Raw genomic sequence first — 13,039 nt, forward strand, 5'->3', positions numbered from 1 at the left:
AACAACAAAACCCTCGTATTTCTACGAGGGCTTTGTTTTGTATGGTGCCGGCACCAGGAATCGAACCCGGGACCTACTGATTACAAGCGGCTTGTCTCGGCGTTTTTCCATGGTTCATCAAGTAACGAAATCGAGACAAATCGTTCATATACAAGGTATTAGTCTTGTTTCGTTGTTTCGTCTTGTTGCACGTTGTAGTCTAAAGTCACCCAAGAAGCTGTGACCAAAGCTGTGACCAAAGATGAGGCGACCAATGGCGAGCAACGCATCGAAGACTGTGAATGATCAGAAGGTGAAGGGCATGACTCCCGGCTGCTCACCTCTGGTCGAAAGCCTGCCAGGACGTGGCACGGGGGCACTGGTGTTCAAGCGGGCGAACGAGGGCTCGCCCGTTTGCTACTACCGCTATCACCTGGCTGGCAAGCAAGTGCTGATCAAGCTAGGCGTGTATCGGCGCAACGCTCGTGAAGTCGGCCTTGCCCTGCCGGAACTGCGCGACCAAGCAGCCGCAATGGCGCAGATAGCTAAAGCGCACGGCGACGTGAAGGCGTACCTGGCAAAACAGGAAGCCGACGCCGAAGCGGCACGTACCGAAAACGAGCGCGCTGTCGAAGCTGCACGCCTGAAAGCGGAGGGGAAAGCCCGAGAGCGCCAGCACCTCGCCGAAATCGAAGCGTCATGCGGCACCTTCGGAGAGCTGTTTCTCGACTACATCGACTCACGCAGGGGGAGAGCCACTGCCGGCGTCATCAAGGAACTGGAGCGGTTGTATCAGACCAATATGCTGGCCCCTCACCCCAGCATCATGGCGATGAAGGCGCGCGACATTCGCCCCGACCACATTCTCGCCATTCTTAATCCGATCTGGGATCGCGGTGCAAAAGTACAGGCTGAACGGATGCGTTCATTCCTGTCAGCGGCATTCAATCATGGCCTGCGCGCCGAGAATGCGGTCGGCAGGTCGAGCGCCAAGAGCTACAACCTAGTGAGCAACCCGGCCACCGTAGTTGTAGTCGAGAAGGTATCGGCACCCGCTACCCGGGCGCTTTCGGATGCGGAGCTGAGCAAGTTCTGGGGAACAGTCGAAACCACCGAAGGCATCGGGCCGGTCATGGCTTTGCTGTTTAAGTTCGTCATTTCAACAGGCGGGCAGCGCATTCTCAACATCTGCCAGACCACCTGGGATGACTACGATCTGGAAGCCGGTACCGTGCGCTTGGTCCATCGCAAGGGTCGCGGAGGTCAAACGATGAGCAGGCCGCATTTAGTCCCGTTGACAGAGCGAGCGGTCGCCATTTTGGAACGTGTGAAGGAGATCAATGGCTGTCACCCCTGGCCGTGGACCACCACCGGAAAGCAGCACATCGTCGTCAGCAGCCCGCGCCATGCCCTTGCCGACTGGTTGAAGTCAGAGCACGCGGTTATTGACGGGAAGCAGACCCCCAGCTTCTCGCCGCGCGACTTGCGCCGAACCTGCACCCAACTGATGCAGCGATACGGCATCAGCGATCAACTGTCCGACCTGCTGCAAGCGCACGGCCAGACTGGTGTGGCGAATCTTCACTACAGAAATAACCCCGAGGCGGCGTTACCGGAGAAGCAGCGCGCGATTGAACTGTTCGAGCACGCGCTCGCCAAGGTGTTGGGGAAAAAGCAGACCGCCAAGGTAGTGCGACTGTCCGGGAGGAGGTGAGATTGTAACAAAATGTTTCGGACACCCGATGCCATTGATTCACCTTGGTTGTGTATGGGTTGATATGGTTAAAAGTCGAGTGTGTGTAAGCAGTTACGCCTTAGTGAAAGCTCGGTAATGGGGATGTTGATCTTCCTGAACGTATCGCTACTATGCGGCTACTGGCTAGACGCATCGACCCAGATGAAACGCCTCGAGTGCTGTGGCTCGGGAGTACTGGGTATGTAGTCGCTGCTGGAATGCAGACAAAGAAAAGCCCCCGGCACGTTAATGCCGAGGGCTGATCTGGGGAGGGCGCTCTAACGTCCTTTTGCATACCGGCAAGCCAGTACACATACCCCAAGGGGAGAAGCTTTTGAGAGGGCTTCACTATCTACAAGCAAAGCTTGTAGACGCAGGGAGTTTAAGCCACCTGAATTTCGCGTCAATGCAAATTCATATCGCCTGACCAGCGTAGATCCAATGACCTGTCGTGCGGTCTTGGTGGCTTTCTACCCTATCCCTGAGGGGCATCCAATGCAGTTCGAAATGGACGCTCAATATGCATCAACACAACACTAGCGCTACTCCTGCCAATACAACACCTAATCTGCCGATTCCCGGCACCTACGGCACCACGGCACAACTCAGCACTTTCTACCAAGTCAGCCGCACGACCTGGTGGCGCTGGTCGCAAATGCCTGGCTTCCCGCGTGCCGTTCGCTTCGGTCGCTCGGTTCGCTGGCCGGTCGAGGCCGTCGAAGCCTTCCTGACTTCGCAGGAGGCTTAAACCATGCGTACCCAACAACCCGCGAACCAACGCGGGCCGGCAGCGTTCGGCCTGAAGAAAGACACCGCTGACCTGATCCATGTTGAGATTCAGCGCATCGCCAATGCGGCTCTGCTCGCTGCCGACAATCTGCTGGCCGACTGGCTGCCGGATGGCACTCGCAAGGGCAAAGAGTATTGGGCAATCAATCCGGTGCGCGGTGACCGCACGCCCGGGTCGTTCAGCATCGACTGTCACACCAGTAAATGGCACGACTTCGCCAGCGGCGATAAAGGTGGCGACCTCGTGTCGCTGTTGGCCTACCTGCGCGGCTGCCGGCAGATCGATGCCGCTCGCATTATCGCCGGGCAACTGGGGTTGCCTTTTGGTGGCGGCCCACAGTGCGACCTGCTTGCCGAGGAGGTCGAGCGGCAGCGTTACGCCCGTCAGTGTGAGCAGCGTAAGCAGCAAGACGATGAAAAAACGCGGGCCAAGTGGGAGCAGGCCGCCGCTCGTGCACGTCGCAACTGGGCGCTCGCGGGCCCGGCTGATCCCACCCATCCATATCTGGTCCGCAAGCGCATCCAACCCCATCATCTGCGTCAGCTCGGCAGCGAATTACTGGTTCCCATCTACTGGCGCGGCGAATTGGTGAACCTTCAGCGCATCAAGGCCGATGGCGACAAGCTTTTCCTTTCGGGTGGCCGGATCACCGGTTGCTATGGCCTGTTCGGGCGTATCGAGCCCGGCGTCGAGCTGTTCATCGTCGAGGGTATCGCCACGGCTGCCACGCTTCACGAGCAGACCGGCAAGCCGGTCGCCGCTGCAATGAACGCCGGCAATTTGCTGCCGGCTGGCTTAGAGCTGAAGCACAGCTATCCCGATGCCGTGCTGATCGTCGGCGGCGACGATGACCGCGCCAAGGAAGTCGAGGGCAAGCCCAACACGGGCAAGGTGGCGGCCATCCATGCGGCTGCGATGCTCAGTTGCGGGTACGTCCTGCCAGCCTGGCCGGAGGATGCGCCGCGGCATTTCTCCGACTTCAACGATTTGGCCGTCTGGCGGGAGGGCCGGGTATGAACGACTCCCTGATGACCGAAGTTCAGACCCCGGTAGTGTCGGCACCTAAGCCGCTGCTGCCGGACGTCGTGCCGCCGACGCCCTATCCCTTGGACGCTCTGCCCGACATCCTTCGCGGCGCAGTCGAGGCGATTGTCGAGCATGCAATGGTGCCTGCCGCCATCGCTGGGCAATGCATTGTCGGCGCAATCACCCATTCGGCTCAGACGCGTGTCAACGCTTGGCACCCCCAGGACAAGCCGGAAGGTGCGCCCTGCATGCTGTTCATGCTGTCACTGTTCGATTCGGGGGAGGGCAAGTCGAGCGCGCGTGAACTGGCGTTCAAGACGATTGACGAAGCGGAGAAGGAGGCGCGTGCCCGCCACCGCCAAGCCTGCGCTGAGATTGAGGCTATGGCTGCTGGCCTGAAAGGCAAGGAGCGTAATGAGTATCTGGCGGCAAACCCGCTGCCACCCGATCCGAAGACCCAATACAGCGATGCGACTTACGAGCCGTTGGTCGGCGACTTCATCCGGGGCAAGTCTGCAGCCAGCTGGGACACGGACGAAGGCGGGCAAATGCTCTGTGGTCACTCGCTCAAGGCTGACACCAAGGCCGCGACCCTCGGTGGCCTGACTACAGTCTATTCCTCAGGGAAGTTCGAGCGCACCCGCTCGCGCAGCAACCTGGAAGGCTCCGGCGTGGCCTATAACCGCCGCCTGAGCATACACCTGATGGCGCAACCGGTGGTCGTGAAGGAGGCACTGAGCAATCCTCTGTTGGTCGGGCAGGGCTTTCTTGCGCGCTTCCTGCTCGCCGCGCCGGATAGTCTGGCCGGCAACTGCTTGATCACCGTTGAGTCACTGCAGCGCAACGCCTACGCAGACCCGCGTCTGCAAGCGTACTGGTCGAGGCTTAAAGAGATCGCCGCCAGCCCGGAGTATATCGACCCAGAAACCGGCGAGGTCACCCCGCCCGTTCTGGAGCCTGATGAAGAGGCTAAAAAGGAATGGGTGAAGTTCCGCAACGAGATCGAACGCGAGCGAGGGCCGCTCGGAATGTTCGCTGAGCTCAAACAGTTCGCCGCCCGCTGCGCCGAGCAGGCGTTGCGCCTGGCTGCGGTGTTCGGCTGTTTTGAGGGTGTTAAGCATATCGATGCCGACTGCATGCGCCGCGCTTGCATGCTGGCGCGCTACTCCCTCTCCGAGTGGTCGCGCTACATCGATGCAGGCGCGGTTGATCCGGAGCTGAAGCGCGCCGCTGAACTGTTGAGCTGGTTGCGCGACCCTAAGCACGCGGCAAAGTGGCAAGTGTTTCATGTCAATGATCTGGGCAAGTCTGGGCCGCCTGCGGTTCGTAAGGCCAAGGTGCGCGACAAGCTGCTGGCCGTTTTGTTGAAGTATCACCACCTGCTGAGCATCGACGGCAAGCAATTCAGGATCAACCCCCTTGCGGAAGTTGCGGATTCTGCGGAAACCCAGAAACCGCGCGGTTATACGACTGCGGAAGATCTGCGGAATGTTGCGGAAATTGCACGGTTCCCCCGCGCAACCCATCCAGCATCCGCAGAGCTTCCGCAAACTTCCGCAGAGCTTCCGCACACGGAAGGCCAGCAATTGCACGGCCTTCCGCAGAATCCGCAGAATCCGCAGCTCCTAGCGTTCGCAAACACGCGTTGCGAACAGCCATGGGAGCGGGAGCTGTGAGTGCCGCCGAGCTGATGCACCGTGCGAGCGTGGCCGGCGTCGAGATGGCGGTCAGTCAGGAGGGTCGCCTGAAACTGCGTGCTGACTTCGAGCCGCCCGCCGAACTGCTGGCCGAACTGACGGCGCACAAGGTCGAGATCATCGCCGCACTGAGCGCCGCTAACGATCCTATCCCGTCGAGCGCCTGGCTTTACCGTGTCGCACGCCTGCTCGGCATCCATCCTGCCGTGCTGCTGGAAGGCGGGCATTTGGAGCCGAACGACCTTGTCGAGCTGGCCGGAACAGATGCGGGACTGGTGGCCTACACGATCCGCGCCAGCCCGGCCTGGATCAATCGGCCGCAGCGAAGCGACCAACCGGTCGAGGTCCACGCTGCGGAGGAGCATAAGCCACAGCGCACCGTCCACACTGCCGCGACGGCGTCAGACGCATGGCGAGAGGCCGATGCGGCATACACCAACCACCTGATGAGCTGCCGTGCTTGCCATGCGGCAACCGGCCGTTACTGCGCGGCTGGGGCTGATCTGCGCCAGCGTTATAACAACACCCCGATGGAGACGAGCGAATGAACGACGCCCCGACAGTGAAGTTATAACCCCCCCCAGCGCATCGGCGCAGCGCATTGGGATGCTTGCGCCAGTGCGCCAAACATGACCGGCGCAGCGCCGAACGCCATCGGCGCAACGGCGCAAAGTAAAGTCCACCCCGAGTGCCGCCCAGTCTTCGAATTACGGCCGTGGGAGTATGTAATTAGTTGAGACCGAGGAGTAAGCGATGAGCAAGAACCGCCTGTTCAAGAATCAGCCGAAAATCCGCCTGATCGTGTCCGTTGAAACTGAAACCGTGGCCGCGATTGATCGTCTGATCCGTTATCCCAGCGCCAACCGTTCAGAGTTCGTGCGTCTGGCTATCGAAGAGAAGCTGGAGCGTGACGTGGTTCTGTTCCAGAACCGTGTTTCATCAGTTCCCTAAGCGTTCTGAAACAGTTGGATTTTCGTCGTCCCTAAAGCGTGCGAATTTTGATGATTTTCAGACCAGTACGCGCACGCGCACGCGCACGCGTATATAAAGCAGAACAGTCATAAAATTCGTGGCTTTATGTACATTGGAGGGTGGTTTCTTTTCGATTTCCGCCGATTGAGATAGTCAGCAATCGGCCAAAAGCGGTCATAGGGTGTCTACAAAGCCGAGCGATTCACACTTTGCCTTGGCAGTACGCAAGGCTCGCCTATCCATTTTTCACTTTGAGCCGGTACGGCGAGATTTCCGAGACATCTGAATCAGCTCATGTCGCTTCTTGCGAACTCCTCAGCCAGATAGTCGATCAAAGCCCGCACGGACGGCAGTAGGCCGCGCCTGGATGGGAAAACGGCATGCACGATGCCCGTTCGCGGTGCCCATTGCGGCATAACGTTGACTAGAAGTCCGGCGGCAAGGTCGTCGCGCACGACGACAGAAGGAAGGTGCACGAGGCCAATACCTGCCAAAGCCGCTTGCCGCAGGGCGATTAGATCATCGGTCACTAGTTTCGGACGGTGCTTGATTGCGGCACTGGCACCATGCTCGTCCTCTAACAGCCAGACATACTCACGCTGCGCCGAGCCCCAATGGAGGCTGGGCCGACCGTATAGATCTGCTGGTACTAGTGGCTCGGGCAGATGCTGCAACAAGGCAGGACTGGCCACCACGCATTGAGTGCTGTTGGCCAGAACCTTCATCACCAGGTCGCTGCTTTCCAACGGTGGAAAGCGTACTCGCAAGGCAATGTCGATGCCCTCTTGAATCAAGTCGACCTGGCGATTGCTGCTCTCGATATGCAGCTCCACCAGAGGGTACTTGAGCATAAAGCGGGCAAGCATCGGACCCACCCAGAAATTAAGCAGTGCGGTCGGGCAACTGATCCGGACGACACCTTGCGGCTCCGAACGGTTGCGCTCGATCATTTCAGCGGCCCCCTCCGCCTCCACCATCATCGCCACACAATGGCGGTAGTACGCCTGGCCAATCTCGGTAACAGAGAAGTGTCGCGTGGAGCGCTGAATCAGACGCACGCCGAGGCGCTCCTCGAGGTTGGCGATACGCCGGCTGAGCTTGGACTTGGGCATGTCAAGGGCGCGCCCGGCAGGAGCGAAACCGCCTTGTTCAACCACCTGAGCGAAGTAATAAAGGTCGTTAAGGTCTTCCACCAGTGTTCTCCAAATAGAACTCTGAGGCTAATTTAGCGGATCTACCGCAACCTGTGTTGCAGTTCTATCGTGTTCTCCATGGATTCAAGGAGCCACGACATGAAAAAAATCATCGGTATCTACAGCAGCCCTCGCCCCCACTGGGTCGGCGACGGCTTCCCGGTTCGCTCACTGTTTTCCTATGACAGCCTGGGCAAACACATCAGTCCGTTCCTTCTCTTGGACTATGCCGGTCCGCATGACTTCACCCCGACAACGCAACGGCGCGGTGTTGGTCAGCACCCGCATCGCGGTTTCGAAACGGTGACTATCGTCTATCAGGGCGAGTTGGAGCATCGTGACTCCACTGGCAGTGGCGGCCTTATCGGCCCCGGCGACGTGCAATGGATGACCGCGGCCTCGGGTATCCTGCACGAGGAATTCCACTCTGCGGAGTTCGCCCGCAGCGGCGGCACCTTGGAGATGGTGCAGCTCTGGGTGAACCTACCAGCGCGCGACAAGCTCGCCGCACCGGGTTATCAGACGCTGTTGGCGGCCAACATCCCCACCCTGCCCTTGCCCGACCAAGCCGGTCAGCTGCGTTTGATTGCTGGTGAGTACGCCGGCCACCAAGGCCCAGCTCAGACATTCACCCCCATGGATGTTTGGGACATGCGCCTGACGGCCGACAAACCGCTTGCTCTACGACTGCATGAAGGGCGCAGCACCGCCCTGGTGGTGCTGCGCGGCACCTTGCTGGTCAATGACGTCGAGTTGGTACGCGAAGGTCAACTGGCATTGCTTGATCGCGGCGGTGACGAAATGTTGCTGGAGGCGAACGGCGACTCACTGGTGTTGCTGCTCAGCGGTGAGCCTATCGATGAGCCTGTGGTGGGTTACGGCCCCTTCGTGATGAACAACGAAGCCGAGATCCAGCAGGCGATCCGCGATCTGCAGGCAGGCGAGTTCGGCCGCATGCACGACTGACGATCACACACCGGACTTGGTTGTTGCCTAGTCTGGTACACATCCCCCACAGCGGATTTGTGGGCCAAACGGGCAGTTTCCCGTCCAGGCCAGGATGGCCTCACCCTGAGAAAGAGGAAATGACTATGAGCACATTTGCGCAAGTCGCCAACTTCAACGGCAAGATCCCCAGGATCGACCCCAACGATGCCGCGTTACTCCTGATCGACCACCAGAGCGGGCTGTTTCAGACCGTGAAGGACATGCCGATGACCGAGTTGCGTGCCAACGCCATCACCCTGGCGAAGATCGCCACTCTGGCCAAGATACCTGTAATCACCACGGCATCGGTGCCGCAGGGGCCGAATGGCCCGCTGATTCCCGAGATCCATGCGGCCGCACCCCACGCCCAGTACGTGGCGCGAAAGGGCGAGATCAACGCCTGGGACAGCGCGGACTTTGTTGCAGCAGTGGAGAAAACCGGGAAGAAAACCCTGATCATCGCCGGCACCATTACCAGCGTGTGCATGGCCTTCCCCAGCATCAGCGCGGTCGCGGCTGGCTACCGGGTATTCGCGGTGATCGACGCCTCCGGCACCTACTCGAAAATGGCCCAGGAGATCACCCTGGCACGCATCGTCCAGGCCGGGGTGGTGCCGATGGACACCGCAGCCGTCTGTTCAGAAGTCCAGCAAACCTGGAACCGCCCCGACGCGGCTCAGTGGGCCGAGGCCTACAGCGCGGTCTTCCCGCATTACCAACTGCTGATCGAGAGCTACCTAAAAGCTCAGCAAGTGGCCAATGACAACGAAACCCTCGACTCGCAACGCTAACCCCATGCCATGCCACCTGTGCGCATGACACTCAGTAGAAGCAAGGAGAAGCACCATGACTACGCCCTATAAACGTCTCGACAAGAACAACGCAGCCGTACTGTTGGTCGATCACCAGGCCGGCCTGCTGTCGCTGGTTCGCGACCAGGACCCAGACAAGTTCAAGAACAATGTGCTGGCCCTAGCCGACCTGGCCAAATACTTCAAGCTGCCGACCATCCTCACCACCAGCTTTGAGACCGGCCCCAATGGCCCGCTGGTGCCTGAGCTGAAGGAGTTGTTTCCGGACGCGCCCTACATTGCCCGTCCTGGCCAGATCAACGCCTGGGATAACGAAGATTTCGTCAAGGCGGTGAAAGCCACCGGCAAGAAGCAATTGATTATTGCCGGCGTAGTCACCGAAGTCTGCGTGGCGTTCCCAGCACTCTCGGCCCTCGAAGAAGGTTTCGAGGTCTTCGTGGTCACTGATGCCTCCGGCACCTTTAATGAAATCACCCGTCACTCGGCCTGGGATCGCATGTCCAGCTCCGGCGTGCAGCTGATGACCTGGTTCGGCCTGGCCTGCGAGCTGCATCGCGACTGGCGCAACGATATTGAAGGCCTCGGCACGCTGTTCTCCAACCACATTCCGGACTATCGCAACCTGATCACCAGCTACAGCACCCTTACCGCCGGCAAGTAAGACAGGAGCGGTGGCTGCGTTATTGCATGCAGCCACCAACCTGCCTCTACATAATCAACACGCGCTGTACGCCTAACCCCAACCTCACAGCCAATCCGCAGTTTGCCCAAGGAAGCCCGCCATGCCCCATGAAACCAGCCTGTTGTAGGCCGCGGTGGTATTTCTGCTGGCCGCCGTAATCGCGGTGCCGCTGGCCAAGCGCCTGCAGCTGGGAGCAGTGCTGGGTTATCTGGCGGCCGGCGTGCTGATCGGCCCGTCGCTGCTGGGGCTGATCGATGACCCGCAGAGCGTCAGCCATATTTCTGAACTCGGCGTGGTGCTGTTGCTCTTTATCATCGGCCTGGAGTTGTCGCCACGGCGGCTTTGGGTCATGCGCAAATCGGTGTTTGGTGCTGGCCTCGCCCAGGTGCTGCTGACTGGCCTGTTGATCGCCGGCGTAGCCTTCTGGGGTTTTCAGCAAGCGCTGAATACGTCCTTGGTACTCGGCTTGGGCCTGGCCTTGTCATCCACCGCCTTCAGCTTGCAATTGCTCGCCGAACGCAAGGAACTGACCAGCCCGCATGGCCGCCAGGCGTTCGCCATCCTGCTGTTTCAGGACATCGCGGCGATCCCGTTGATTGCAGTGATTCCCCTGCTCGGTGCCGCCTACGCCGCCAGTGCGGGCGGCATCGAACCCTTGCTCAAGGTGCTGGGCAGCATCGGCCTGGTCATCGTCGGTGGACGCTACCTGCTGCGCCCGGTGATAGATCTCGTACAGCCCGATCAATGCGCATAAAGACTCAATATGTCGTCATACTTGCCGCTCTGTTTGATCTGGTCGAGTGCCCGTTGCCATCGAGCCACTTCCGAACCAGGTGTGCTTTTGGACAGTGCTATGTATCCATCGGAGGTGAGGATCGTCACCGGCGTTAGACGCAATGCAGAGGCAGAGACCTTGGCTTCGGCCAGCTTATGTTGTAAGCCCCATATCGATGAAGCTACAAGCAGCACTCTGCCCGCTTGCAGCATCTTGAAGCAGCCCGAATAGCTATTGCTACGGATGATGGCAGTAAAACCTTGGCTCACAAGGGCAGCATCATCCACGTTGTGGTTCAGCACACAGACGGGTAAATGGCGAGCATCAGATAGCGTATTGATTCCGGTTGGACGTTCGGCGCTTTCATATAGCCGATCCGTTTCGCTGGAAATCGGCCCTACCCAATTGACGGTCGATTCCCTGTCCGCCGTTCGGCTTACATTGAAAAAGGCAATGCCTTCGTTTTGTTGTACCAGCGCCAGGCCTCGAGCCAGTGGCACTTCGGTAATCTCCATAGGCTCGCCGAGCTCTGACAACAACGTTCGTACCAGCTCTAGGTAGAAGGCGCGCTTCCCACTATGTGGCAAGCCGCGCAGGCTCCCGCTCGTACGGGACACCTCAAGGCCGGTACTGTGCGTCAATACCTGCCACTCATCGGCCAGGACATGGGATGAGCTGAAAGCCAGAATCGCGGCCAACATCCTCCTTTTCATACATCCCACCCGGGCTGCTCCTGTTCATCCTTCGAGTCACTATAAACGCGTCACCAGATGATTCGAGTCGACAGCGAGCATCGACAACTCGCCCTACGGTCATCGATTGGTGCCAGCGTTTTCAGGCACTCAGATTGGGCCTCCGATTCCCATCGAACGGAGACAGAATGCCAATGTTTTCTAACGGGCACCATCTGAAACCTCGTCTAATCCCGTCAGCAAGTGCAAACGGTCGGAGGGTATTTATTCAAAGAAATAGATTGTGCTTGAGCACGCGAGGACAAATTCGAGCCACCTTCAGAGGTTGGGTTAGCCAGTTGGACAGCATCATCCTTGAAGTTTGTCTTACACCAAGCGTAGCTGATCAAATCCTAGGTGCATTGAATGTAATGCCTTCCTGAAAATCTATCATTGACTGCCAGCCACGACTGGCAGTATTGGGTCGTTTTCTGCCTTAAGAGACGGGCAGAAAACGGCCAGAGGCAGACGTGAGTAGTTGGCCCGCACGGCTCAGATCTGGTGCAGCCGATAGTCACAACGGCGCACAGTGAAAATTAGCGCCTGACGTGTTGGCTATATGCTCTAGGAGTGCGCCACCCTCTGTTAGGATCTCAGTTCACTGACGGAACAGGAGTGCGGTTCGTGAGGAAGTACAGTGCAAGCGTCGACAGCGTTCCCAAGGGCATATTGCTAATCAGCGCTGCTGTCTTTCTCCTTTCACTGGCCGACGCAGCGGTCAAATATTTCAGCGCCAGACTTCCGCTCTGGCAGCTTTTCCTCATCGTGTCCTGCCTATCGGTGCCCACCCTTGGAACCTGGCTCGGCAGGAACATCAGATCGGGTCGACACTCACCCGTCTCGATGTTCTGGGTGACGATCAGGAGCATTCTGCTGTTGTTAATGTGGATAACGTACTACTCAGCATTACCGTTGATCCCGTTATCAGTAGCTGCCGTGGCGATCTACACAACTCCCCTTTTCATAGCGCTTTTCTCCACCTTTTACGGAGGTGAGCCGTTATCACTGCGGGGTTGGGTTGCGATGGGAATAGGCTTCACGGGTGTCGCCACAGTGTTACGCCCGGGATCAGATATTTTCGTTCTTGCAACTTTGCTACCTGTGATTGCGGCTGTTTTCTACGCGGTCGCTATGGTTGTGACACGCCAACATTGTCGCAATGAACATCCACTTGTATTGGCTCTGGGCTTGAATGTCGCTTTTCTTGTCGCCGCCGTCATCGGAGGCATCGCATCGCTAATGGTCAGTGAGTCCACTGTCGCTGGTGCCGCGTTTTTACTCTCTCCATGGCAGACGCCTGGCTGGCAGGAGATGCTTTTTATCTTCTGTTACGCCTGTGCCCTGATTTTCATAAATACAGCTACCGCCAAGGCCTACCAAGTTGCGCCTCCTGCACTTATTGGGACTTTCGACTATGCCTACCTGATTTTTGCCTGCCTTTGGGGTTATGTGCTGTTCCAGGAGGTGCCGGACATTTTCACATGGGCTGGAATCTTTTTGATTGTCATCGCCGGCTTCCTGATTCTGCGTGCCAAAAAATTTAAATAATAGGCGGTTCTTGGGCCAGAGACGTCGTCCGTGAGCGGTAGCTGTCGGCCAAAAGCTGACGTAATCGTCGCATCATTGTTCTTGCTGAAGGCAGTGCTCCTCAATAAGCAGC

Annotated in this window: 12 protein-coding genes and 1 pseudogene; 11 read left to right on the plus strand and 2 right to left on the minus strand. The window is 58.5% G+C overall.

Annotated features, from left to right (window positions below; translation table 11 throughout):
- Positions 1-253: 253 nt before the first annotated feature.
- The 6 genes from KW839_RS09605 to KW839_RS09630 all read left to right on the plus strand — a co-directional run bounded on the left by KW839_RS09605 (position 254) and on the right by KW839_RS09630 (position 6,178).
- Complete coding sequence (locus tag KW839_RS09605; protein ID WP_218424174.1) at positions 254-1,693, plus strand: tyrosine-type recombinase/integrase; 1,440 nt, start codon at positions 254-256, stop codon at positions 1,691-1,693.
- A gap of 541 nt (positions 1,694-2,234) precedes the next feature.
- Complete coding sequence (locus KW839_RS09610) at positions 2,235-2,462, plus strand: AlpA family transcriptional regulator (protein WP_218424175.1); 228 nt, start codon at positions 2,235-2,237, stop codon at positions 2,460-2,462.
- 3 nt (positions 2,463-2,465) lie between these two features.
- The gene (locus KW839_RS09615) at positions 2,466-3,521 is read left to right on the plus strand and encodes a toprim domain-containing protein (RefSeq protein WP_218424176.1); all 1,056 of its coding nucleotides are present in this window, start codon (positions 2,466-2,468) and stop codon (positions 3,519-3,521) included.
- On the plus strand, positions 3,518-5,206 hold the full coding sequence (locus KW839_RS09620; protein ID WP_218424177.1) for a DUF3987 domain-containing protein: 1,689 nt from the start codon (positions 3,518-3,520) through the stop codon (positions 5,204-5,206). Before KW839_RS09615 ends, KW839_RS09620 begins: the two co-directional genes overlap by 4 nt.
- Entirely contained in the window at positions 5,203-5,775 is a 573-nt protein-coding gene (locus KW839_RS09625; RefSeq protein ID WP_218424178.1) for a hypothetical protein, read from the plus strand. Before KW839_RS09620 ends, KW839_RS09625 begins: the two co-directional genes overlap by 4 nt.
- A 205-nt stretch (positions 5,776-5,980) precedes the next feature.
- Positions 5,981-6,178: a ribbon-helix-helix protein, CopG family gene (locus KW839_RS09630; RefSeq protein WP_218424179.1), complete on the plus strand. Its 198-nt coding sequence runs from the start codon at positions 5,981-5,983 to the stop codon at positions 6,176-6,178.
- A 308-nt stretch (positions 6,179-6,486) separates the two neighbouring features.
- Here KW839_RS09630 and KW839_RS09635 read toward each other — a convergent pair whose 3' ends face one another.
- Positions 6,487-7,395, minus strand: coding sequence for a LysR family transcriptional regulator (locus KW839_RS09635; RefSeq protein WP_218424316.1), 909 nt, complete (start codon positions 7,393-7,395; stop codon positions 6,487-6,489).
- 96 nt (positions 7,396-7,491) lie between these two features.
- Between KW839_RS09635 and KW839_RS09640 the strand changes: the two genes are divergently transcribed.
- The 4 genes and pseudogenes from KW839_RS09640 to KW839_RS09655 form a co-directional block, all read left to right on the plus strand.
- A complete protein-coding gene (locus tag KW839_RS09640) occupies positions 7,492-8,358 on the plus strand; it encodes a pirin family protein (RefSeq protein ID WP_218424180.1) in 867 nt (288 codons plus the stop codon).
- 125 nt (positions 8,359-8,483) lie between these two features.
- A complete protein-coding gene (locus tag KW839_RS09645) occupies positions 8,484-9,170 on the plus strand; it encodes a hydrolase (RefSeq protein WP_218424181.1) in 687 nt (228 codons plus the stop codon).
- 55 nt (positions 9,171-9,225) lie between these two features.
- On the plus strand, positions 9,226-9,852 hold the full coding sequence (ycaC, locus tag KW839_RS09650) for an isochorismate family cysteine hydrolase YcaC (RefSeq protein WP_218424182.1): 627 nt from the start codon (positions 9,226-9,228) through the stop codon (positions 9,850-9,852).
- Between the two features lie 154 nt (positions 9,853-10,006).
- Positions 10,007-10,606: pseudogene (locus tag KW839_RS09655) on the plus strand (cation:proton antiporter); the annotation flags it as partial.
- Between the two features lie 8 nt (positions 10,607-10,614).
- Here the strand turns inward: KW839_RS09655 and KW839_RS09660 are convergent.
- A complete protein-coding gene (locus tag KW839_RS09660) occupies positions 10,615-11,346 on the minus strand; it encodes an ABC transporter substrate-binding protein (protein WP_218424183.1) in 732 nt (243 codons plus the stop codon).
- A 657-nt stretch (positions 11,347-12,003) separates the two neighbouring features.
- Here KW839_RS09660 and KW839_RS09665 point away from each other — a divergent pair.
- Positions 12,004-12,927 carry a DMT family transporter gene (locus tag KW839_RS09665; protein ID WP_218424184.1) on the plus strand — a complete coding sequence of 308 codons (924 nt, stop codon included), beginning with the start codon at positions 12,004-12,006 and terminating at the stop codon, positions 12,925-12,927.
- Positions 12,928-13,039 lie beyond the last annotated feature (112 nt).

Source organism: Pseudomonas sp. PDM31 (assembly GCF_019218965.1).
Taxonomy (GTDB): Bacteria; Pseudomonadota; Gammaproteobacteria; order Pseudomonadales; family Pseudomonadaceae; genus Aquipseudomonas.

Coding starts and splice junctions, on each gene's coding strand:
- KW839_RS09620 (WP_218424177.1), top strand. CDS start 3,518: ATGAACGACTCCCTGATGACCGAAGTTCAGACCCCGGTAGTGTCGGCA.
- ycaC (WP_218424182.1), top strand. CDS start 9,226: ATGACTACGCCCTATAAACGTCTCGACAAGAACAACGCAGCCGTACTG.
- KW839_RS09645 (WP_218424181.1), top strand. CDS start 8,484: ATGAGCACATTTGCGCAAGTCGCCAACTTCAACGGCAAGATCCCCAGG.
- KW839_RS09605 (WP_218424174.1), top strand. CDS start 254: ATGGCGAGCAACGCATCGAAGACTGTGAATGATCAGAAGGTGAAGGGC.
- KW839_RS09615 (WP_218424176.1), top strand. CDS start 2,466: ATGCGTACCCAACAACCCGCGAACCAACGCGGGCCGGCAGCGTTCGGC.
- KW839_RS09610 (WP_218424175.1), top strand. CDS start 2,235: ATGCATCAACACAACACTAGCGCTACTCCTGCCAATACAACACCTAAT.
- KW839_RS09630 (WP_218424179.1), top strand. CDS start 5,981: ATGAGCAAGAACCGCCTGTTCAAGAATCAGCCGAAAATCCGCCTGATC.
- KW839_RS09640 (WP_218424180.1), top strand. CDS start 7,492: ATGAAAAAAATCATCGGTATCTACAGCAGCCCTCGCCCCCACTGGGTC.